Source organism: Hymenobacter chitinivorans DSM 11115 (assembly GCF_002797555.1).
Lineage (GTDB): Bacteria > Bacteroidota > Bacteroidia > Cytophagales > Hymenobacteraceae > Hymenobacter > Hymenobacter chitinivorans.
Window position 1 is genome coordinate 547,604 of sequence record NZ_PGFA01000003.1, and the last position, 18,440, is coordinate 566,043.

Here is an 18,440-nt window from a genome sequence, read left to right on the forward strand (position 1 = left end):
GTTGTTACCCCGACGACGGAAAAGTCCTTCGTTTTTTACCCATCCCGCAATGGGTGGTACTCATAACTGCTAACTGACTGCTACCTTTGTAGTATGGATGACCTGTTGTTGACTTTGCCTATCATTCAAGCCGAAACGGCCGCTCCGGCGGTGCCCGCCAAGCCCCGGAAACCGGACTGGCTGCGCGTGAAGCTGCCGGTAGGCCCCGAATATGCCAAAGTGCGCCGCCTCGTGGACGAGCACAAGCTGCACACCATCTGCGAGAGCGGCAACTGCCCCAATATGGGCGAGTGCTGGGGAGCTGGTACCGCCACGTTTATGATTCTGGGCAACGTGTGCACGCGCTCCTGCTCGTTTTGCGCCGTGGCCACCGGCCGCCCCAACGAGTACGATACCGACGAGCCCCGCCGCGTGGCCGAAGCCATTCAGCTCATGGGCGTCAAGCACGCCGTGATTACCAGCGTTAACCGCGACGAGCTTAAGGACCGCGGGGCCAGCATCTGGCTCGAAACGGTGGTGCGCATTAAGGAGCTGAGCCCGGCTACAACCATCGAAACCCTGATTCCAGACGTGAAGGCCAACTGGGCCGCGCTAGATACCATGATTGCCGGCGGCCAGGAAGTGGTGTCGCACAACGTGGAAACCGTGGGTAGCCTCTACCGCCTCGTGCGGCCCCAGGCCAAGTACGACCGAAGCCTGGAGCAGATCCGGCGGACCAAGGAAGCCGGTAAGCGGACCAAGTCGGGCATTATGCTGGGTCTGGGCGAAACCAAGGAGGAAATGTACCAGGCCATGGACGACCTGGCCGCCAACGGCCTCGACATCCTGACCCTGGGCCAGTACCTGCAGCCCACCAAGCGCCACATCGAAGTCGCCGAGTTCATTCACCCCGACTTGTTTGCCCACTACCGGGAAGAGGGTCTGCGCCGGGGCCTGAAATACGTAGAGGCCGGCCCGCTGGTGCGCAGCAGCTACCACGCCGAGCGTCACGTCAACGTGCCGATCTAATAATTTGCTTACTGCATAAAAAAAGCCGCATCCAACCCTGGATGCGGCTTTTTTGTTGGTCAATGATTCAGCGCCTGATCTAACTTAGCGCTGAGCCTGGCTGTCGGTTGGAGGGTAGGTGCTCAGCACGCTGCCCACAATGCGGTAGGCCTCTTGCTCCGAAATCGTCTGCTGATCAATCTGGGCTTCGCCGAAGCCGCGCCAGGCCAGTTGCTTACGCTTGGCATCTACCAGGTCGATGATAACGGTGCCAGCTTTGTAGTCGGTAATCGGCTGCTGGTAGAAGCCGCGGCTGTAGCCATAGTAGCCGTAATAAGGGTAGCCGAAGGGCGAATACGCGTTGTTGGCGCGCTGCTTATCCTCGACTTTGGCGCTGTAGGCCACGTACACGTCGGGGTTTTTGTCGACCCGGGTCAGTCCCTTCTTCACCATTTCCGACTCTACGGCCGTGCGCAGGCGCTTGTCGAGGAAGGACTGGTAGCCCTGAGCCGGGCCGCCTTCACTGTCCTGGGGCTGCTGCGGATACCAGGCCCAGGTTTTGAAGGAGCGGAAATTAACCGAGTGGTCGAAATCAGAAGTAACCCCTACCCGGGAAGAGGTAGCGCAGCTGGTGGCACCTAGCAGCAGGGAGAAACCCACGGCGGCTAAAGCCAGCGGGCGGGCAAAAAAGCGGGATATACGGTTCATCGTCGTTTAGCAGATAGTTGAGAGAAGAACCCTAGTAGCGAGAATCAGCCGAAACTCCTGGCTGAAAGGCCCCGCTTGCCGGGTCTGCTGATTTAACGTTAGCTGGGCGGCCAACGTTCCCCAAGTAGTCGGCTTGCAGCGTATCGGTGGGAAGAAATTTTATAGGAAAATTCCTTTTAACCTTGAAATAGCTCTATCTTAACCGACCTAACAACACGATATGAACACACGTCTACTGTATTTCTTTGGTCTCACGGCTTTGGCCTCCTGCAGCGCCGCCGGCGAGTCAGCTTCTTCTACCCGCCCTAACCGCACACCCGTGGCGTATAACACCGTAGTAGAGTGTACTCTATACGACGGCATGAGCAAAACTTCCACCCAGCTGGCCACCGTTACCTCGGGCATGGAAGTGCAGGTCATGGATACGGTGGATGCCTACTTCGTGAAGGCCCGCGTAACCAAGGATGGCAAGCCCCTGACCGGCTATATGTACCGCACCTGCTTTCCGCAGCGTTAGACTATTTCCAGGTCGGCCGCCTAGCTCCACACCCGTTTGCAAACCCCAAACAAAAAGAGCCGCTCCTTTCGGGGCAGCTCTTTTTGTTTGGGGTCAGACTGAGTTTAGTACGACGGGCCTTTGTCGGTAGCGACCAGCTTCTCTTCCTGGTCGGCGTATTCCTCCAGGGGGGTGCAGGAGCAGATCAGGTTCCGGTCGCCGTAGGCCGAGTCGATGCGCGACACGCTGGGCCAGAACTTGGCGGCGCGCACGTATTCGAGCGGGTACACGGCCTGCTCACGGGTGTAAGGACGGTTCCACTCGTGGGCCAGCACCGTGGCGGCCGTGTGCGGGGCGTGCTTCAGGACGTTGTCCTTGGCATCGGCCTTACCCGACTCCACGGCGGCAATTTCCTTACGGATGGAAATCATGGCGTCGATGAAGCGGTCCAGCTCCTCCTTGCTTTCCGACTCGGTGGGCTCCACCATCAGAGTGCCGGCCACGGGGAACGACACGGTGGGGGCGTGGAAGCCGTAGTCCATCAGGCGCTTGGCAATGTCCTCGACTTCGATGCCGGCCTTCTTGAATTGGCGGCAGTCGAGAATCATTTCGTGGGCGCAGCGGCCGTTGGCACCGGTGTAGAGCACGGGGTAGTGCTCCTCGAGGCGGGCCTTGATGTAGTTGGCATTCAGAATAGCCGTCTGGGTAGCCGCTTTCAGACCTTCGCCGCCCATCATGGAGATGTACGCGTACGAAATGGGCAGAATGCTGGCCGAGCCCCAGGGGGCCGACGAAACGGCGCCGGTGGCTTTTTCGTGGCCTACTTCCACCACCACGTGGCCGGGCAGGTAGGGCGCCAGGTCGGCTACTACGCCGATGGGGCCTACGCCGGGTCCGCCACCGCCGTGGGGGATGCAGAAGGTTTTGTGCAGGTTCAGGTGGCACACGTCGGCCCCGATGGTGGCGGGCGAGGTGAGGCCCACCTGGGCATTCATATTGGCGCCGTCCATGTAGACGCGGCCACCGTGCTGGTGAATCGTGGCGCAGATGTCGATGATGGTTTCCTCGTACACACCGTGGGTGCTGGGGTAGGTTACCATCAGGCAAGAGAGGTTGTCGGCGTGCTGGGCGGCTTTGGCCTTGAGGTCTTCCACGTCGATGTTGCCTTCCTCGGTGCTTTTCACCACCACTACCTGCATGCCGGCCATAACGGCCGAGGCGGGGTTGGTGCCGTGGGCCGAAGCCGGAATCAGGGCGATGTTGCGGTGGCCCTGGCCGTTGCCTTCGTGGTACGCCCGAATCACGAGCAGACCGGCGTACTCCCCCTGGGCACCCGAGTTGGGCTGCAGGCTGACGGCGGCAAAGCGCGTGACTTCGCACAGCCAGGCTTCCAGGTCTTCGAAAATCTGCTGGTAGCCCTGGGCCTGCTCCCGGGGAGCGAAGGGGTGGAGGCCACCGATTTCGGGCCAAGTCACCGGAATCATTTCGGCGGTGGCGTTGAGCTTCATCGTGCACGAGCCCAGCGGAATCATGGAGTGAGCCAGGCTCAAATCCTTGTTTTCCAGCTGCTTCATGTAGCGCAGCATCTCGTGCTCGGAGTGGTGCGTGTTGAAGATGGGGTGAGTCAGGTACTCCGAGGTGCGCACCAGGTTCTTGGGCCAGGTCAGCTCTACTTCCTCAGGAATTTCGACCGACTCGGTAGCCGACTTGCCCAGCACTTTGGCAAACACGGCCACGATAAAGGCCACATCCGAAGCTTCGGTGTTCTGGTGCAGGGAAATACCCACGTTCGACGTGCCGAAGTAGCGGAAGTTGATGCCGGCGGCTTCGGCTTCGCGCTTCACGGCCTGCTGCAGCTCGGCGCTTTCCAGCTGGATGTTGAGCGTGTCGAAGTAAAAGTCGTTAGTCTGCTCTACGCCCAGCGCTTTCAGCTCTTTTTCCAGCAGCTGGGTCAGGGCGTGGATGTTGGTGGCAAACTGGCGGATGCGCTGCGGGCCGTGGTACACGGCGTACATGCCGGCCAGCACCGAGAGCAGCACCTGGGCGGTGCAGATGTTGGAGGTGGCTTTTTCGCGACGGATGTGCTGCTCGCGGGTTTGCAGGGCCATGCGGTAGGCCTTGTTGCCGGCTGCGTCGATGCTCTGGCCAATAATACGGCCGGGAATGACGCGCTTAAAGGCGTCTTTGGTGGCCAGGAAGCCGGCGTGGGGTCCGCCGTAGCCCATCGGCACGCCGAAGCGCTGGGAGTTGCCCACGCAGGCGTCGGCACCCAGCTCGCCGGGGGGCGTGAGCAGGGTCAGGGCCATCAAATCAGCGGCTACGGTCACGAAAATGCCGTGGTCGTGGGCCTTGCTGATGAAGTCTTTATAGTCGAAAATCTGGCCGTCGGCGGCGGGGTACTGCAGCAGGGCGCCAAACAGGTTTTCGTCCGAAAGGTCCACCGAGCGGTGGTCACCCACCACCAGCTCGATGCCGAGCGGGGTAGCGCGGGTCCGCACCAGGTCAATGGTTTGGGGCAACACCAGGTCTGAGACGAAGTAGCGGGTGGCGCTTTTCTTCTTGGTCTGGCTGTGGAACATGTGCAGCGTCTCGGCGGCGGCGGTGCCTTCGTCGAGCAGGCTGGCGTTGGCAATTTCGAGGCCCGTGAGGTCAATTACCATAGTCTGGTAGTTGATGAGAGCTTCGAGGCGGCCTTGGGCAATTTCGGCCTGGTAGGGCGTGTAGGCCGTGTACCAGCCCGGATTTTCGAGGATGCCGCGCTGAATTACCTGGGGCAGCTCGGTGTCGTGGTAGCCCAGGCCGATGTAGTTTTTGAAGACTTTGTTCTTAGCGGCAATGCCTTTGAATTTCGCCAAAAAAGCCCGCTCCGTGAGGGCAGCGGGCAGGTTCAACTCGCGCTGAAGCCGGATGGCGGCGGGCACTGTTTCGTCGATGAGCTGCTCGACCGAGTCTACCCCGATGGTGCGGAGCATGGCGGCCACTGCCTCAGCATCCGGACCGTTATGGCGGTCCACAAATACGTCGGCGGGCTTGGTTTTGAGAATCATAGAAAAGGGCTAGAAATGGCGGGGAAATGCCCGATGGGAGGGTGGGGCCCACAAAGGTAAGACGAAAAGGTGAGGCCGCCTTACGGCAAAAGGGCTAGTTTTACCCGAATTCCTTCCTACCCAACGTGCTACCACCCAACCCCAAACCCATGCGAAATGTTACCCTTGGCATTATCTGCGAAGGCAAAAATCCGCCCGACAAACGCGTGCCCCTGACCCCGAAGAAGTGCGTGGAAGCCCAGGCCACCTTTCCCGGCCTGACGGTGGTGGTGCAGGAAAGCGCCGTGCGCAGCTATTCCGACCAGGAATACCGCGACCTGGGCATTCAGGTCAGCCCCGATTTGAGCCAGTGTGATATTCTGCTGGGCGTCAAGGAAGTGCCAGTGAGTCAGTTGATTACGGATAAAACGTATATGTTCTTTTCGCACACGGTGAAAAAGCAGCCCGCCAACCGGGAGCTGCTGCGGGCCATTCTGCGGAAGAACATTACCCTGATTGACTACGAAATGCTGACCAACGCCCACGGGGAGCGAATCGTGGCCTTCGGGCGCTACGCCGGCATTGTGGGAGCCTATAATGGCCTGCTGACCTACGGCCGCAAGCACGAGCTCTACCGCCTCAAGCCCGCCTACCAGTGCGTGGACATGGACGACATGCAGGAGGAGTTTTTCAAGGTCAAAAAGCTGCCGCCCATCAAGATTGCCGTAACCGGCTCGGGCCGCGTAGCGCAAGGCGCCCTGGAAGTACTCGACCGGATGGGCATCCGCAAAGTCAGCGTGTACGACTATCTGTATCTCGACTTCAAGGAGCCCGTGTACGCCCAGCTGCGCAGCTCCGACTACAATGCCCGTATCGACGGCCGGGTGTGGGACACGCCCGACTTTCACCGCCACCCCGAGCTGTACAAGAGCACGTTCGACAAGTTTCTGCCCGTAACGGACCTGCTCATTGCCTGCGCCTACTGGCACCCCACGGCGCCCAAGCTGTTTGAAGAGGAAGACACCCGTAAGCCGGAATTCCGCATCAACACCATTGCCGACGTGACCTGCGACGTGAACGGGTCTATTCCGTGCACCAAGCGCAGCAGCAGCATTCAGAAGCCCTTGTTTGACTACAATCCCCAGACCGGGGAGCTGGAGGAGCCCTGTTCCCGCCCCGGCAACATCACCATGATGGCCGTGGATAACCTGCCCTGTGAGCTGCCCCGCAACGCCTCCCGGGACTTTGGCCGCCAGCTGCTCGACAACGTGTTTCCCCACCTGCTTAGCGACGACGCCGACGAAGTCATCGAGCGGGCTACCATTGCCCGCGGCGGCCAGCTCACGCCCCGCTACCAGTACCTGAGCGACTATGTGGCCGACTAAGGCTCGGCTCCGGTAAAACAAAAAGGCCCGCTCACAGAGCGGGCCTTTTTGTTGAAGTTGCGAAGCAGCGCTACACCCCGTTGAGTACCGGGTATTTAGCCTGCACAATCTGGTAAACGCCGTAGCCGATGAGGCCCACGGCTACCACGCCCAGCACGGCCGGGCCCATGCTGCTCAGCAAATCGAAGGCGCCTTCGGTATCGTCTACCTCGCCGGCATTGGAGTGGCGGGCCGCCTGCACGAAAAAGTAGCCGATAATGGCCATGACGATGCCCCGGGCCGTGTAGCCCACCTGCCCGGTGCGAAACACAATTTGCTGCTGGTTGGCCGGCAGCTGGCTGGCGTTGACGTGCTTGGCAAACTTACCCGAATAGGCCCGCCAGATCTGGTAAATACCCGTACCGATGATAAACAGCCCAATAGCGCCCAACAGCCAGGGCCCGTACGACTGCTCCAGCAAGGTTTGCACCATCGACTGCTTGGAGTTGCCGCTGCCGCCGGCGCTGCTCACAGCCGTGTTTTGCCAGGCTGCTTTGCCCGCGTAAAAAGCCAGAGCTACGTAAAACAAGCCGCTGGCCGCGTAGCCGATGCGCCGGGCAATACCTTTGGCGCCGTGGCCTTTATTCTCGGTGTCGCGCAGGGCCTGGGTGAAGCGCCAGATAACGTACCCGGCCAGGCCCAGCGCAATCAGGCCGAGCAGGAAGCGGCCCATCGGCAGGTCCTGGATGGCCTGCACGGCCTGCTGCTTGTCGGTGGTTTTGCCGCCCTGCTGGCCAGTAGCCGCCAGCAGGGCCAGAATGCCCATCGTAAGATACACGGCGCCTTTAGCCGCGAAGCCAAACCGGGCCAGAGTGCGGATGCCCTGGCTGGGCGAGGGGTGGGGAAGAGCAGAGGAAAGGGAAGTCATAGTCGTAGGCAGATTGAGTGTGGCTCCTGCTTACGAACCCGTCCACAGTTTGGGTACAACCTCCTCCCTCAAAGCCGCTGGCTCTGCCGCCCCAGTATGCCGCTCGGGTAAAACAGCGTGGCGCCCTGCTCAAGCAGCGGCCGGTTTTCGGGGATGTCGAGCGTTAGAATGGGCTTGCCTTGAGCCGCCACGTTTTGCAGTAGGCGGGTCAGGTTGCCGTGGGGAGCCATGTAGGGAATAAAGATCTGGTCGGCTAAATCGGCCACCAGCAGGTTGCGAATATCGGCCGTGTCCTGCGTAACGGTTTGCACCTCAGCTTCGAAGAGCGTGATAAACAGCAGGCGGCCGGCCGTCACCTCGGGCTCGTACTCAAGGCGGAGGTTGGGCTGAATTCCGCGCCCCAGCGCGTAGATAATGGGCTGTTCGGGTCCCTGCAGCAGATACCGAAACACGCTTTGCTCCAGCATGGAGTGAAAGCCCGAGATAATGCAGCACCCGGCGGCCCGTTGCTCCAACGCCCACAGATACGTGGGGTGCTCCACGCTGCTGGGATAATGCCGCGAGCAAAAAAATGCCGTTTTCGACAATCCCAGTAGAGCGGCGTTGCCTAGTTTGCGAAGTTCTTCGGGGCCAATAACCATAAGTTGCTCAGCCGTAAACGCTAAAATGTTACGTTAGAGAGGGGAGATGCTGCTTTCAATCGTCAGAATACTATATATAAACCTTCTGAGCAATAAAAAAGAGCCCCGGGCCCGATAAAATTTATCGGACCCGGGACTCTTTTGCTTTATGCTAGGGGCTTACAAGTGGCGGTTAAACCAGCTCTTCAAGTCGTCGATGGCGTGCCCGGTTTTTTCCTGGAGCCGGCCAAGCCACTCATCCTGCTTGCCTTCCTGATAGTCCAGGTCGTCGTCGGTGAGGTCACCCCACTGCTGCTTGGCTTTGCCTTTGATTTCGTTCCAGTTGCCGCGGGCCCGCAGTTCGGTTTTGTCGTCGAAGTTATTGTTGTTTAAGTCCATGGTGGGTGTGGGTTGGTTGGAAAAAACAGTTTATCCTACTACGCAAGCCCAATGGTTGAGTTAAGAAAGAGCTCAACTATTATTGGCTGATCTTAGCGGCGGCCTGCCCAGCTGTTACCAGTGCGTGGTAATGCTTAATAAATAGACCACTGCCACGGCCCACGTAGCCATGCCCACTCCAAACCCCGCGGCGGCCTTACCCAGCTTCTTATTTTGGGCTTGGTTACGGTAGCTGCGCACGTAGTCCGGGTTTTGCAGCAAATTCGGGTCGGATACGATTAGGTTGTGCGCGGGGGGGCGGGTGCTGCCCACGGCTACCCCCGTGACCACCCCGGCCATGGGGTTGGCTAGCGTGGCCCCGTACGTGCCCCAGAAGGCCCCGGGCGCCCGGAAATATTTGCGGGCATCAGCTGCACCCAGTCTGATGGCTTCCGCGCGGGGAATTTCTGTGGAATTACTCACGGCCGGGGGGTGCACCAGCTCCCGGACTCCATTGGCGTAGCGCAACAGAAAAACCTGCGCGGTGGCAATCTGCAGGGTATCGGTACTAACCGTATCGGAGCGAACATACCGAATGTTTTCGGGGCTCACCGTCAGAATCTTGGCCTTGATTTCCTGCCCGTCGGCGCGCAAAATAACGTCGTGCTGGGCGTGGGCCGTCTGGCTGAACAGGCCACTCAGCAGCAGGGCCCCCGTCCGCAGCAGCGTTTTGAGGCTTAAAGTAAAGGAGCGTGCCATAGCTAGTTACGGCGGGAGTTAAAGCCAAACAACAAGCTGAAGCGGGCCCCGCCGTTGCCGGGCACCACCGCAAAGTTGACCGGGAAGTTGACGCCGTGGGAGCGGAAGCTGGTGCCCGCCGCCAGCACAATGCTGGCACTAATCGGCGTCACGTTGGGACCCAGACCAAATTCCAGACCCTTGGGCCCGCGGATGCCAATCAACGCATTCAGGCTGGGCACAAACTTGTTTTGCTCTAACCCCCCAATTAGCGGCACAAACTCGACCAGCCCCGACGTACCATTGGGCAGGCGGAAAATCCGGGTTTCAAACTGCCAACCAAACTGGGTCAGAAAGGGCTTGATGTCGTGTTCCGACCGGGCCTTGTCGGCCACACCGCCGCTTAAGAGCGTAACGCCAATGCGCGGGCCGCCCAGATGCACCTCGTCGTAGGCCGATTCTTCGTCGCCGGGTACTACCGGGCCGGGAGCCGCACTGGTTTTGCCGGGCCCCGCGCCCATTGGGGCCGCCGATGTGCCAAATAGCTCCTTGGTGCCATTGGCGTACCGAATCATAAAGACGTCGGCTTTGGGCACGATAATCAGCGGGCCGTCCAGGTAGTCAAAACGCTTGTAGTGCACCTCCGAGGGCGTAATTTCCAGTACCTTGACCTGGACTTCCTCCCCATTCTGCTTGGTGAGGACATCCTGCGCTTGGGCCACAAAACCCAGCAGGACGAGAAAAAGCGTGAGTAGGGTTCGTTGCATGGTGTGGTAGTAAGAGTGAAAATTTGTATCCGAAAGATGCAAGGATAAGCTGGGCGTTTACTAGCCACGTTTTAAGGGTTGGGGATTTTTGAAATAAGTTAAATAGTAAAATATATACTTGATATTAAGGTCGTTATGTATTAATAATTCGACTTTATAGATTTATTTACATCTTCGCTCTACCCCATGGATGACTTACGCACGACCCTCGCCACTTTCTCGGCCGAAGACCGCAAGGATTTTGGCCGCTTTATTCAGCGCCAGCGCAAAAAACAGAAGGGCCGAATGGACTCCCGCCTGTATGAGCTGCTGCTGCACCAGAAGGAATATGATACCGAGGAGCTCGTAGCCCGCCTCTACCCGGAGGAGCCCAATACGGTGGCCTACTACGCCCTGCGCAAGCGCCTGATGCGCCACGTCACCGACTTTCTGCTGCTGCGCCAGCGCCAGCAAGACCCGACGGCGGCTTCTTCTGTGCGCGGGCAGCTGACTCTGGCCCAGTACCTGTTTGAGGCCGGTATCCCGCGCCTGGCCTGGCTCACACTGCGCAAGGCCGAGAAGCAGGCCCAGGCCAACGAGCAGTACGAGCTGCTCAACACGATTTACAACCTGCAGATTGCCCAGGCCGAAAGTGAGTACGCCGACGACCTGCACGAGATAATCAAGCGGCGCAACCTCAACAAAAAGGCCGCCGACGAAGAAGAGCGGGCCGGTATTGCTCACAGCCTCATTCGGCAGCGCCTGCGCGAGGCCCGGGTGCGGGGCCGGGCCGGGGAGTCGTTCGACGGGATTATGCAGGAAGTGCTGCGCGAGTACGACCTGCAGGAGGCCTTTGCCCGCCGGCCCTCGTTGCTCTACCGCCTCATGGCCATTGCCCGCAGCGCCATGCTGGCCCGCCGCGACTTTGCCTCCTTCACGCCCTTCGTGATTCGGTGCTACAAGCTCATGGAAAAGCGTCACGGCTTTGCCTCTTCCCACCGCTACTACCAGCTCAACCTACTCTACATGATTGCGCACGGGCTCTACCGCACGCGCCGCTTCACCGAGTCCATCGAGTACCTGGAGCAGCTGCGCACGGCCCTGTACGCCGGGCCGCGCGGGCACTACGCCGACTTCGTGCCCAAGTATACTTTCCTGCTGGCTGCCAACTACGCCTTTTTGCGCCGCAACACCGAGAGTATTCAGCTGCTGGAGGAAGTGCTCAAGGGCCGGGACGTGGTGCTCAACCCGCGCGACCAGCTCACGGCCCGGCTGGGGCTGGGCTTTCACTATTTCGCCGAGGGTAAATTCAACAAAACCAATCAGGTCCTCATCGGCATCGGCCGCTCCGACCGGTGGTGCGAGCAGCAGATGGGCCTGGAGTGGGTGTTCAATAAGAGCCTGGGCGAAATGCTGGTGCAGCTGGAAATGGGCAACCCCGACCTGGCCCTGAACCGCCTGCGGGCCATTGAGCGGGTGCTGCGCGAGCGGCTCGGCGACGAGGGCGGCGACTACCACTACATCCTCAGCTACCTGGCCCTGGTCCGCGAAATTATCGACGACCCGGCGGCGCCCACCAAGCCCGGCTTCGTGGCCCGGATGGAAGCCCTGCCCGACTTTTTGCCTCTGGAGCGCGAAGACCTGCACGCCATGAGCTTCTACGCCTGGCTGAAATCCCGGGCCGTCGGCCGGCCCTACTACGACGTCCTGCTGGAACTCTCGGCCCCGGCGGCCCGGTAGGCAGAGACTACCAGCTACACGAAAAAGGCCCGTGCTGTAACAGCACGGGCCTTTTTTATGAATCAAGCAAGACGAAGAAACTACTTCTTGGGAGTCTCCTCGACCAGCTTGTCGGCTTCTTTGTTTACTACTACGGCCGTGTCGCCTTTCTCGGGAGCCATGTCGGCTTTCACTTCTTCAGCGGCATTGTTGGTAGCTTCAGCAGCACCGTTTACGGCGTCCTGGGTGTTGTTGGCAGCGTCGGTAGCGGCGCTTTCCGTCGTGGCTTCAGCGTTTTCCTGGGTTTTCTCCGAGCAGGAAGTGGTGGCGAACATGGCGCAGGCAGCAGCGGCAACGAACAGAGCTTTGAAAGACATTTTCATGGCTAAAAGGAATTAGATTAGAAGATTAGGTGCGCTTTCATACGGCCAAAGCTCAGAAGTAACCCACCGGCCGGCCAGAAAATGGCTGAAAACTTGCGCTGGGCCCCAGTCGTACTGGGTTCACCTTTCTTCATTCTTACTGCTTTGCATACGTCGCTTTCCTGTTTTTGCCTCTGGGTTTTGTTGAACATCCTGCTGCTACCGGCTGCTAGCCTTGGCCAGGGCCGGGCGGATAACGACGGATTTCAGCGGCTGGATGGCACGATGTACATTATTCGCAACGGCGTGAAGCGGCCCATGACCCAGGACGTGCGCCTGCCCAACGGCCGCGTCGTCACGCCCGATGGAGTTGTGGTAAGCCGCAGCGGGCAGCGCACGGAGCTAGCCGAAGGGCAGGGCTGCAATTTGGCCGGGGCCGTGGTGGACGTTAGGGTAGGCGCGCAGGGTAAACTCCAACTCGCTACTTCACCCCGAACCGGGGCGCCGGCTGGGCCGTTTGTCCTACCCGCTGGCTACCGGCCGCCGCCGGCAGGCAAACCGGACAAGCACCGGGGCCGGGGGCATTTCAAAAAGAAAAAGCACGGCAAAGGTCCTAAGCATCATCATTAGACCTGCTTATTCCACTTCGTCACCGTCTGCATCAATGTAAAACGTGCGGCCGTTTTGGGTTACCTGGGCCTTGCCCGCGCTGAAGTCGGTGGCGCGGGCGTAGCGCCCGAAGGGCTTGGTATCGGCCTCGGGGTTGCGCAGGTAGTCTTTGGTAATAAAGGTATAGCCATCGGCCAAGCGCACCCGCGCCAAGCCTTTATGAAAGGAGTAAGCCTCCCGAAACAGCTTCGGGGCCTGGGGCGGGGCCTCGGGGCCGGTGATGTAAAACCAGCCGCGGTAATCGAGTACGGCGGCGTGGCCTTCGGCAAAGTCCCGGGCGTTGTAGTAATATTGACTAAATTCCTGCCCGTCCTCATCAATAAAGGTGTAGGTGTTGCCAATCCGGACCCGGGCGTACTGGTCGTGGTAGGGGTTTAGCGCGTCGTAGGTAGGGGGCAGTACTTGCTGGCCTTTCTCGTCGACAAAGCCGAAACTGCCGTTTTGCTCCACCACGGCCCGGCCGTCCTGAAACTCCCCGATGGCCTGATACCGCGCCGGAACCAGCGTATCGCCGTTTGCAGCGAGCAACCCCCATGTGCTACCCTGCCCAAACCGCGTCGGTGGCCCCGCCGTCAGGGACTTAATCCCGCTCCCGACCATGACCATGGCCAATACTCCCGTGCCCAGGGCCGCCAGGCGGGGCAGGCGCCGCTGCCAGGCCCGCAGCTGCCGAAAGCTCAACGGCCGCCGCGGCTGGTCTGGTGCCGTTGCGGCCGGGCTTGGCGCGGCGGCGCTGGCTGCTCCCGCTGCCGGGTGAGTTTCAAGGCGACGCATCAGCTGCTCGAGCTGTTGGATCTTGGCGTCCAGCGCCCGGTTACGCTCCTCCGATTCGGCCCGGGAAGTCTGGATGGCAGTTTCCAGGGCGTCTTTTTCACGGTTTTCGGCGGCCAGGCGCGCCTGGAGCACGGCCGCCTCGGGTGCCACGGCCGGGGCGGCCGCCAGCTGCTCCCGTAAGTAAGCAATGCTTTTTTCCCGCTCCGCCTCCCGGGCCTCCATAGCCCGCAGCTGGGCACTTAGTTCCTGCTGCATCGTGGCCCGCAGCTGTTCCAGCTCCTGCTTTTCCTGGTTGCGGGCCGCTAGGCTGGTTTCCGCAAATCCGTAGGGTGCGTCATCCAGCTCAGCAACGTCTTCGGCTCCTAGCCACCGCCAGAGCTGGGCGGCTTTCTGCTGCCAGAAGGGGTGGTGAGCATCAGCTTCTATCGGCGGCTCAGGGGCTGGCCGGTTAGCCGCGGCAGTACTTGGAGTGGCCGCCGCCAGCTCAGCGGCTAAGTACTTTAAATCGGCTGGCGTAAGCTCAATGTGGGGCGTGGCCAGCTGGGCCAGGCGGCGGGTAAAACGGCTGGGGTCGGCCAGCAGTTGAAAGTTGTTGGCCGCTGGCTCGGCATTCAGTCTCGCCTCTACTTCCGGCCCAAACCCAACTGGCTCCCCAAACAGCAGCAGGCCACTGATAAAGTTGAGGTTGGCCTGACCGGGTGCCAGGAACGGCGCCAACACCCGGGCCAGCGCGGCTTTTTGCTGCACAAACTGCTGAAAGGGGTTGTCGGCCCCGCCCGCGCTGGTGAGCGGGGTGCCGTCGAGCTGCCAGGCGGCGTGGGCAAAGTCGCGGATGGTGAGCTGCCCGCCCCGGGGCTCCAGCAACAGCAGCGTTATCAGGTGGGGCCGCAGCACCACCGCATCCACTACTTCTTTCTCGGCTAAAGGCCAGTTGCCCAGCAGCAGCGTGGCCGGCGCGTTGGGCTCGGCGGCCAGGGCCGCGCGTACGGCTTCAAACTGCTCGTGGCGGACTGGGCAGGAGAAGGGACTAAGAATGACGGCGTGCAACATAAAAAAGCAGGAGCCTCGGCCGGGGCCGGGGAGGAGGGGTGGGCGCAGTGTACGAAAGTAGCCCGGCAGTGGTGACTTAACTTTTCTGCAAAGAAGCCAGTATAGCAGGTAAGATCTTTCGCCTTATTTGCTCTACTCCCATGGATTCCACTGCGCCTACGCCCCAAAATACTCCCACGCCCACCGTGCCGCTGGACGTAACCGACCAGCAAAATTCCGCTTTGCTCGATGATACGCTGGCTTTGCTCAACAGCGGGGTGCCCGAGAAAGCCGACCAGCGCGGCCTGGGCGAAATTGACCGGTGGGAGCAGGTCCTAAGGGCTTCTGAGCGGCCTGGCCTGGCCAAAATTATCCAGGAGCTGGCCACGCTCAACCAGCAACTCAGCACCCCCGATACCGCCGCTCACGACATTGCCGAAACGCTGGCCACGCTCGGGGCCGAAACGGTGAAGGTCGCCGATGAAACCTCCGACGACTACAGCGGCCCGCTCACCCAGCTGGGCAAGCTCCTAATCAAAATGGGTTCCTCACTTTCCCGCTAGTTCCGGATTGTTACCCAACCAAAAGCCTCCGCCAAACACTGGCGGAGGCTTTTGGTTGTTAGGCGCATCCCAAGCGAAGTTGCCAGCCAATGGCGGATACCAGCCGGGGGTGCCGTACTTTTGCGCCTTCATTTTCTCGTGCCGCTTATGCCCGCCACCACGCCCGACCTCTCGCTCTACGACCCGTTCACGGGTATGCGCTTCGCCCAGCATTGCTTTCTGTGCGGCACGCCCACGCCGGCCCCGTCCGACTCGGTGCTGGTGTTCGACCAGTGGCTGCTGGAACGCTACCAGCTGGCCGACTTGCAGATCAAGTTGCTCGACCAGAGTGTGCTAGCCTACCATGAGCTGCGCATGCCCTGCTGCGCCGAGTGCCGGCAGCAGCACGTGGAGCCCCTGGAGCACACCGTGGCTCAGGCTGTGCAGGCCGGGCCTCAGGCCATACGCAGCCTCGACGAGAAGACGCTGTTTCTGTGGCTGGGCAAAATGTTCTACGGGGTGATGCTGCTCGAAATTCTCAACGAGCTGGACCCGTTGGTGAAGCCGCTTTACCCGCTGGCCGAAAACACCCAGCTGCTGCGTAAGCTGCAGTGCTTTTTCCAAGTGTTTCAGGCCCTGCGCGTACCCATCGTGTACGAAGACTTCACGCCGGCCTCTATCTTCCTACTCGACGCTGCCCCCGGGGAAGACACAATTCCCTTCGAGTACGACGACGACCTGAGCACGATGACGTTCAGCATCAAGCTCGACGAGACGGTGCTGGTCAGCTGCCTGATTGACAATGGGTTGCTGCGTCAGGCCATGGGTCGGGTGTACCGGGATGCCCAACGGCCCCTGCATCCCATTCAGGTGGCCGAGTTCAAGGCCCGGGTGTATTACGGCGCCTACCTGCTAAACGTGGTGCCCGACTATTTTCCCCGGCCCGTGCAGCCCGGTGACACTGAATTGGTGTTCGATACGCTGATTGACGACGTAACCCGCGAGATTTTTAACCCCTGGGAAAACTCGGCCTACGGCACCTCTTTGCAGGAAATGTGGAAACGGTGGCAGATTCCCTACACCGAAATCATGCGGGACCCGCGGCAACCACTGAGCTACCTCTATGATCGGGAAGGCGAGCCGCTCACCCTGGAGCGTTGGAACGGCTTGGCTGACTCCGCCGCCCAATAAGGCGTTGCAGCCGAATAGTGCAGCAAAACTAACAGCAAGTGCTTGGTGTAAAGTAGTTTAGCTGGCGTGCCACTGGGGCTCGACTTTCGTAATCTTGACGTTTTTCCACATTTCGTCCAGGTGCTCCGACTTGGCGGCCAGGATGTCCATGCAGTGGCGGTGCCGACGGTTCATCGTGTCGTGGATGATGTAGTTGCCGTCGAGCTTGGGGGAAATTCCGGTGACGCGAACCGAGTCGCCGAAGGCAAAGTCGCCGCCCCAGGGCTTGAGTAGGTCGCGCGACAGGGCCATCCACCGCATTTTGCTGGAGTGCCGCCGGGGAATGCGGGAGTTGTCGGCCGTGATGAAGGGCTCGGAATCCGTCTGCCGGGCGTCGGCTTCGTAAATAGTAGCCGTAACGGTGTAAATAGGCAGGCGACGCGGTGGACGTTTGGCAATGATGGGGGCCGAAACGAAAGCTACTGTGCGGGGGCTCAAATGAGCAACAGTAGAAGGAAGAGCTGCGGAAAAAATGGGCCGCGGGGGGAAAAGGAGGGTCAGTAGGACTAACGCAATAGACATGACGGTTAGGTTGGTGGACTCTTCTTCAGACCCGAAGAGAATGGGTTGCCTATATGGAAGGCGGGCAAGATGGGGTTAACTCTCAACTAGGCGAAAAGGTTACCGAGCCGGGAGAATAAGTCGAACGAAGAGAAGATAAATATAGACAAAATTAATAAATTATAGTGTAAATCAAATAATGAATTGCCGTAAAAGCAAGCTCTACTGCAAAAAGTACTACTTCTAACTTTCCAAAGGATAAACCCAGGGAGCGGCATGTCGTAAGCAATAGTCCAGGTATACGACCTGTTTGATCTCGCTTGCTACTTTCCAAAACCCTAGAATTCTTTGTTATGTCCTCTTTCGCACAATTCCTATTAAGACCAAGCAGCTGCGCGCTGCTCGTGGCTTGCCTTACCGTCAGCTGCTCTTCCCCATCCCAGCCCGCGGGCAGCTCAGGCCCCGCCGCCGCCGCCGATTCGACGGCTATCAATGGCCCGGCGGCCCCAGCCAACTCGCCCTTGCAGGTCGTGGCCGAGTTTCGGGAGCCCCAGATTGTGGGCGTAGCCGTGCTGCCCGATGGCCGCGTGTTCGGCGACTTTCCCCGCTGGGACGACAACCCCGTGGCGCCCATCGCCGAAATTGGCAAGGATGGCTCCGTAAAAGGATACCCCGATTCCAATTGGTGCCTGTGGAATGAGACGGTCCGCAACGAGCCCCAAAAGCACTGGATTTGCCCGCAGAGTGTGCACGCCGACAAAACGGGTATGCTCTGGGTCCTCGACCCGGCCTCGCCCGGCCTGAAAGGTACCGTGCCCGGCGGTCCGAAGCTGGTCAAGATTGACCCCAAGACCAACAAGGTGGTGCTGAATATCAGCATTCCGGAAAACGTAGCCTCGCGCAAATCCTACCTCAACGACGTACGCATCGATACCCAGAACAACTACGCCTACATCACCGAGTCGGGTGTGGGTAGCCTGGTAGTCGTGGATTTGAAGTCGGGCAAAGCGCGCAAATTGCTGGCCATGCATCCTTCCATGATGGGCGACACTACGCTCAACATTAAGGCCGACGGCCACGAAATGATTGATGCTACCGGTAAGCGGGCCCGCTTCAACGCCGATGGTATTGCCCTGAGCCAGGACCTGCAGTATCTGTATTGGAAGCCCCTGACGAGCTACAAGCTCTACCGCATCAAAACCGAAGCTCTGCGCAACCCGGCCTTGTCGGATGCCCAGCTTGCCCAGCAGATTGAAGACTTAGGCAAAGTGCCGGCCTGCGACGGAATGGAAATCGACGCTGCCAACAACCTATACCTGACCACCTTCGAAGACCACTCTATCAAGCGTCGCACGCCGGATGGCAAGATTGAAGCCGTGGTACAGGACCCCCGCCTGGAGTGGCCCGATACCTTTGCCTTCACCGCCGACGGCTCGATGTACGTCACGACTTCCGCCATCCACAAAACGCCGACCTGGAACAAAGGCGTCGGCAAACAGAACCAGCCCTACCGGATTTTTAAGTTGGCCCTGCCTAAATAATAAACGACTGAAGCGCAAAGCTTTCCGAATCCACTGGAAAGCTTTGCGCTTTATTTTGAATAGATTGACCGGCACCAATATG

Annotated in this window: 18 protein-coding genes; 8 read left to right on the forward strand and 10 right to left on the reverse strand. The window is 59.8% G+C overall.

What is annotated here, in order from left to right; all coding sequences use genetic code 11:
• Positions 1–105 precede the first annotated feature (105 nt).
• Complete coding sequence (gene lipA / locus CLV45_RS19295; RefSeq protein ID WP_375378233.1) at positions 106–1,008, forward strand: lipoyl synthase; 903 nt, start codon at positions 106–108, stop codon at positions 1,006–1,008.
• Between the two features lie 84 nt (positions 1,009–1,092).
• Here lipA and CLV45_RS19300 read toward each other — a convergent pair whose 3' ends face one another.
• On the reverse strand, positions 1,093–1,695 hold the full coding sequence (locus CLV45_RS19300; RefSeq protein ID WP_100338106.1) for a DUF4136 domain-containing protein: 603 nt from the start codon (positions 1,693–1,695) through the stop codon (positions 1,093–1,095).
• Between the two features lie 220 nt (positions 1,696–1,915).
• Between CLV45_RS19300 and CLV45_RS25050 the strand changes: the two genes are divergently transcribed.
• Positions 1,916–2,212, forward strand: coding sequence for a hypothetical protein (locus CLV45_RS25050; RefSeq protein WP_157807661.1), 297 nt, complete (start codon positions 1,916–1,918; stop codon positions 2,210–2,212).
• 104 nt (positions 2,213–2,316) lie between these two features.
• Here CLV45_RS25050 and gcvP read toward each other — a convergent pair whose 3' ends face one another.
• A complete protein-coding gene (gcvP, locus tag CLV45_RS19305) occupies positions 2,317–5,238 on the reverse strand; it encodes an aminomethyl-transferring glycine dehydrogenase (RefSeq protein ID WP_100338107.1) in 2,922 nt (973 codons plus the stop codon).
• A 149-nt stretch (positions 5,239–5,387) separates the two neighbouring features.
• On the opposite strand from gcvP, the gene CLV45_RS19310 reads away from it, so the two are divergent.
• Positions 5,388–6,602, forward strand: coding sequence for an NAD(P)-dependent oxidoreductase (locus CLV45_RS19310; RefSeq protein WP_100338108.1), 1,215 nt, complete (start codon positions 5,388–5,390; stop codon positions 6,600–6,602).
• A 70-nt stretch (positions 6,603–6,672) separates the two neighbouring features.
• On the opposite strand, the gene CLV45_RS19315 is transcribed toward CLV45_RS19310, so the two are convergent.
• From CLV45_RS19315 to CLV45_RS19335, 5 genes are all read right to left on the reverse strand, one after another.
• On the reverse strand, positions 6,673–7,509 hold the full coding sequence (locus CLV45_RS19315) for a DUF1206 domain-containing protein (protein ID WP_100338109.1): 837 nt from the start codon (positions 7,507–7,509) through the stop codon (positions 6,673–6,675).
• 68 nt (positions 7,510–7,577) lie between these two features.
• Complete coding sequence (locus CLV45_RS19320; protein WP_100338110.1) at positions 7,578–8,051, reverse strand: DNA-binding protein; 474 nt, start codon at positions 8,049–8,051, stop codon at positions 7,578–7,580.
• Positions 8,052–8,309: 258 nt separating this feature from the next.
• A complete protein-coding gene (locus CLV45_RS19325) occupies positions 8,310–8,528 on the reverse strand; it encodes a CsbD family protein (protein ID WP_100338111.1) in 219 nt (72 codons plus the stop codon).
• 114 nt (positions 8,529–8,642) lie between these two features.
• Positions 8,643–9,266 (reverse strand): hypothetical protein, encoded by a 624-nt coding sequence (locus CLV45_RS19330; RefSeq protein WP_100338112.1) that lies wholly within the window; start codon positions 9,264–9,266, stop codon positions 8,643–8,645.
• A gap of 2 nt (positions 9,267–9,268) precedes the next feature.
• Positions 9,269–10,012, reverse strand: coding sequence for a hypothetical protein (locus CLV45_RS19335; protein ID WP_100338113.1), 744 nt, complete (start codon positions 10,010–10,012; stop codon positions 9,269–9,271).
• Positions 10,013–10,198: 186 nt separating this feature from the next.
• Between CLV45_RS19335 and CLV45_RS19340 the strand changes: the two genes are divergently transcribed.
• Entirely contained in the window at positions 10,199–11,731 is a 1,533-nt protein-coding gene (locus CLV45_RS19340; protein WP_100338114.1) for a hypothetical protein, read from the forward strand.
• A gap of 80 nt (positions 11,732–11,811) precedes the next feature.
• Here CLV45_RS19340 and CLV45_RS19345 read toward each other — a convergent pair whose 3' ends face one another.
• The gene (locus tag CLV45_RS19345; protein WP_157807662.1) at positions 11,812–12,087 is read right to left on the reverse strand and encodes a hypothetical protein; all 276 of its coding nucleotides are present in this window, start codon (positions 12,085–12,087) and stop codon (positions 11,812–11,814) included.
• A gap of 186 nt (positions 12,088–12,273) precedes the next feature.
• On the opposite strand from CLV45_RS19345, the gene CLV45_RS19350 reads away from it, so the two are divergent.
• Entirely contained in the window at positions 12,274–12,702 is a 429-nt protein-coding gene (locus tag CLV45_RS19350; RefSeq protein ID WP_100338116.1) for a DUF6799 domain-containing protein, read from the forward strand.
• Between the two features lie 6 nt (positions 12,703–12,708).
• On the opposite strand, the gene CLV45_RS19355 is transcribed toward CLV45_RS19350, so the two are convergent.
• A complete protein-coding gene (locus CLV45_RS19355; protein ID WP_100338117.1) occupies positions 12,709–14,565 on the reverse strand; it encodes a WG repeat-containing protein in 1,857 nt (618 codons plus the stop codon).
• 140 nt (positions 14,566–14,705) lie between these two features.
• Here CLV45_RS19355 and CLV45_RS19360 point away from each other — a divergent pair, with 140 nt between their 5' ends.
• Both CLV45_RS19360 and CLV45_RS19365 read left to right on the forward strand, forming a co-directional pair.
• Positions 14,706–15,107 carry a hypothetical protein gene (locus CLV45_RS19360; RefSeq protein ID WP_100338118.1) on the forward strand — a complete coding sequence of 134 codons (402 nt, stop codon included), beginning with the start codon at positions 14,706–14,708 and terminating at the stop codon, positions 15,105–15,107.
• 147 nt (positions 15,108–15,254) lie between these two features.
• A complete protein-coding gene (locus tag CLV45_RS19365; protein WP_100338119.1) occupies positions 15,255–16,277 on the forward strand; it encodes a hypothetical protein in 1,023 nt (340 codons plus the stop codon).
• A gap of 57 nt (positions 16,278–16,334) precedes the next feature.
• Here CLV45_RS19365 and CLV45_RS19370 read toward each other — a convergent pair whose 3' ends face one another.
• The gene (locus CLV45_RS19370; RefSeq protein ID WP_100338120.1) at positions 16,335–16,754 is read right to left on the reverse strand and encodes an RlpA-like double-psi beta-barrel domain-containing protein; all 420 of its coding nucleotides are present in this window, start codon (positions 16,752–16,754) and stop codon (positions 16,335–16,337) included.
• A gap of 416 nt (positions 16,755–17,170) precedes the next feature.
• Between CLV45_RS19370 and CLV45_RS19375 the strand changes: the two genes are divergently transcribed.
• Positions 17,171–18,358, forward strand: coding sequence for an SMP-30/gluconolactonase/LRE family protein (locus CLV45_RS19375; protein ID WP_100338121.1), 1,188 nt, complete (start codon positions 17,171–17,173; stop codon positions 18,356–18,358).
• Positions 18,359–18,440: the final 82 nt, after the last annotated feature.

Excerpts from the sequence above, each read along its gene's own strand:
- CLV45_RS19315 (WP_100338109.1), bottom strand. The coding sequence starts at position 7,509 with ATGACTTCCCTTTCCTCTGCTCTTCCCCACCCCTCGCCCAGCCAGGGC.
- CLV45_RS19375 (WP_100338121.1), top strand. The coding sequence starts at position 17,171 with ATGTCCTCTTTCGCACAATTCCTATTAAGACCAAGCAGCTGCGCGCTG.
- CLV45_RS19345 (WP_157807662.1), bottom strand. The coding sequence starts at position 12,087 with ATGTCTTTCAAAGCTCTGTTCGTTGCCGCTGCTGCCTGCGCCATGTTC.
- CLV45_RS19335 (WP_100338113.1), bottom strand. The coding sequence starts at position 10,012 with ATGCAACGAACCCTACTCACGCTTTTTCTCGTCCTGCTGGGTTTTGTG.
- CLV45_RS19325 (WP_100338111.1), bottom strand. The coding sequence starts at position 8,528 with ATGGACTTAAACAACAATAACTTCGACGACAAAACCGAACTGCGGGCC.
- CLV45_RS19310 (WP_100338108.1), top strand. The coding sequence starts at position 5,388 with ATGCGAAATGTTACCCTTGGCATTATCTGCGAAGGCAAAAATCCGCCC.
- CLV45_RS25050 (WP_157807661.1), top strand. The coding sequence starts at position 1,916 with ATGAACACACGTCTACTGTATTTCTTTGGTCTCACGGCTTTGGCCTCC.
- CLV45_RS19300 (WP_100338106.1), bottom strand. The coding sequence starts at position 1,695 with ATGAACCGTATATCCCGCTTTTTTGCCCGCCCGCTGGCTTTAGCCGCC.
- CLV45_RS19360 (WP_100338118.1), top strand. The coding sequence starts at position 14,706 with ATGGATTCCACTGCGCCTACGCCCCAAAATACTCCCACGCCCACCGTG.
- CLV45_RS19355 (WP_100338117.1), bottom strand. The coding sequence starts at position 14,565 with ATGTTGCACGCCGTCATTCTTAGTCCCTTCTCCTGCCCAGTCCGCCAC.
- CLV45_RS19365 (WP_100338119.1), top strand. The coding sequence starts at position 15,255 with ATGCCCGCCACCACGCCCGACCTCTCGCTCTACGACCCGTTCACGGGT.
- gcvP (WP_100338107.1), bottom strand. The coding sequence starts at position 5,238 with ATGATTCTCAAAACCAAGCCCGCCGACGTATTTGTGGACCGCCATAAC.
- CLV45_RS19330 (WP_100338112.1), bottom strand. The coding sequence starts at position 9,266 with ATGGCACGCTCCTTTACTTTAAGCCTCAAAACGCTGCTGCGGACGGGG.
- CLV45_RS19340 (WP_100338114.1), top strand. The coding sequence starts at position 10,199 with ATGGATGACTTACGCACGACCCTCGCCACTTTCTCGGCCGAAGACCGC.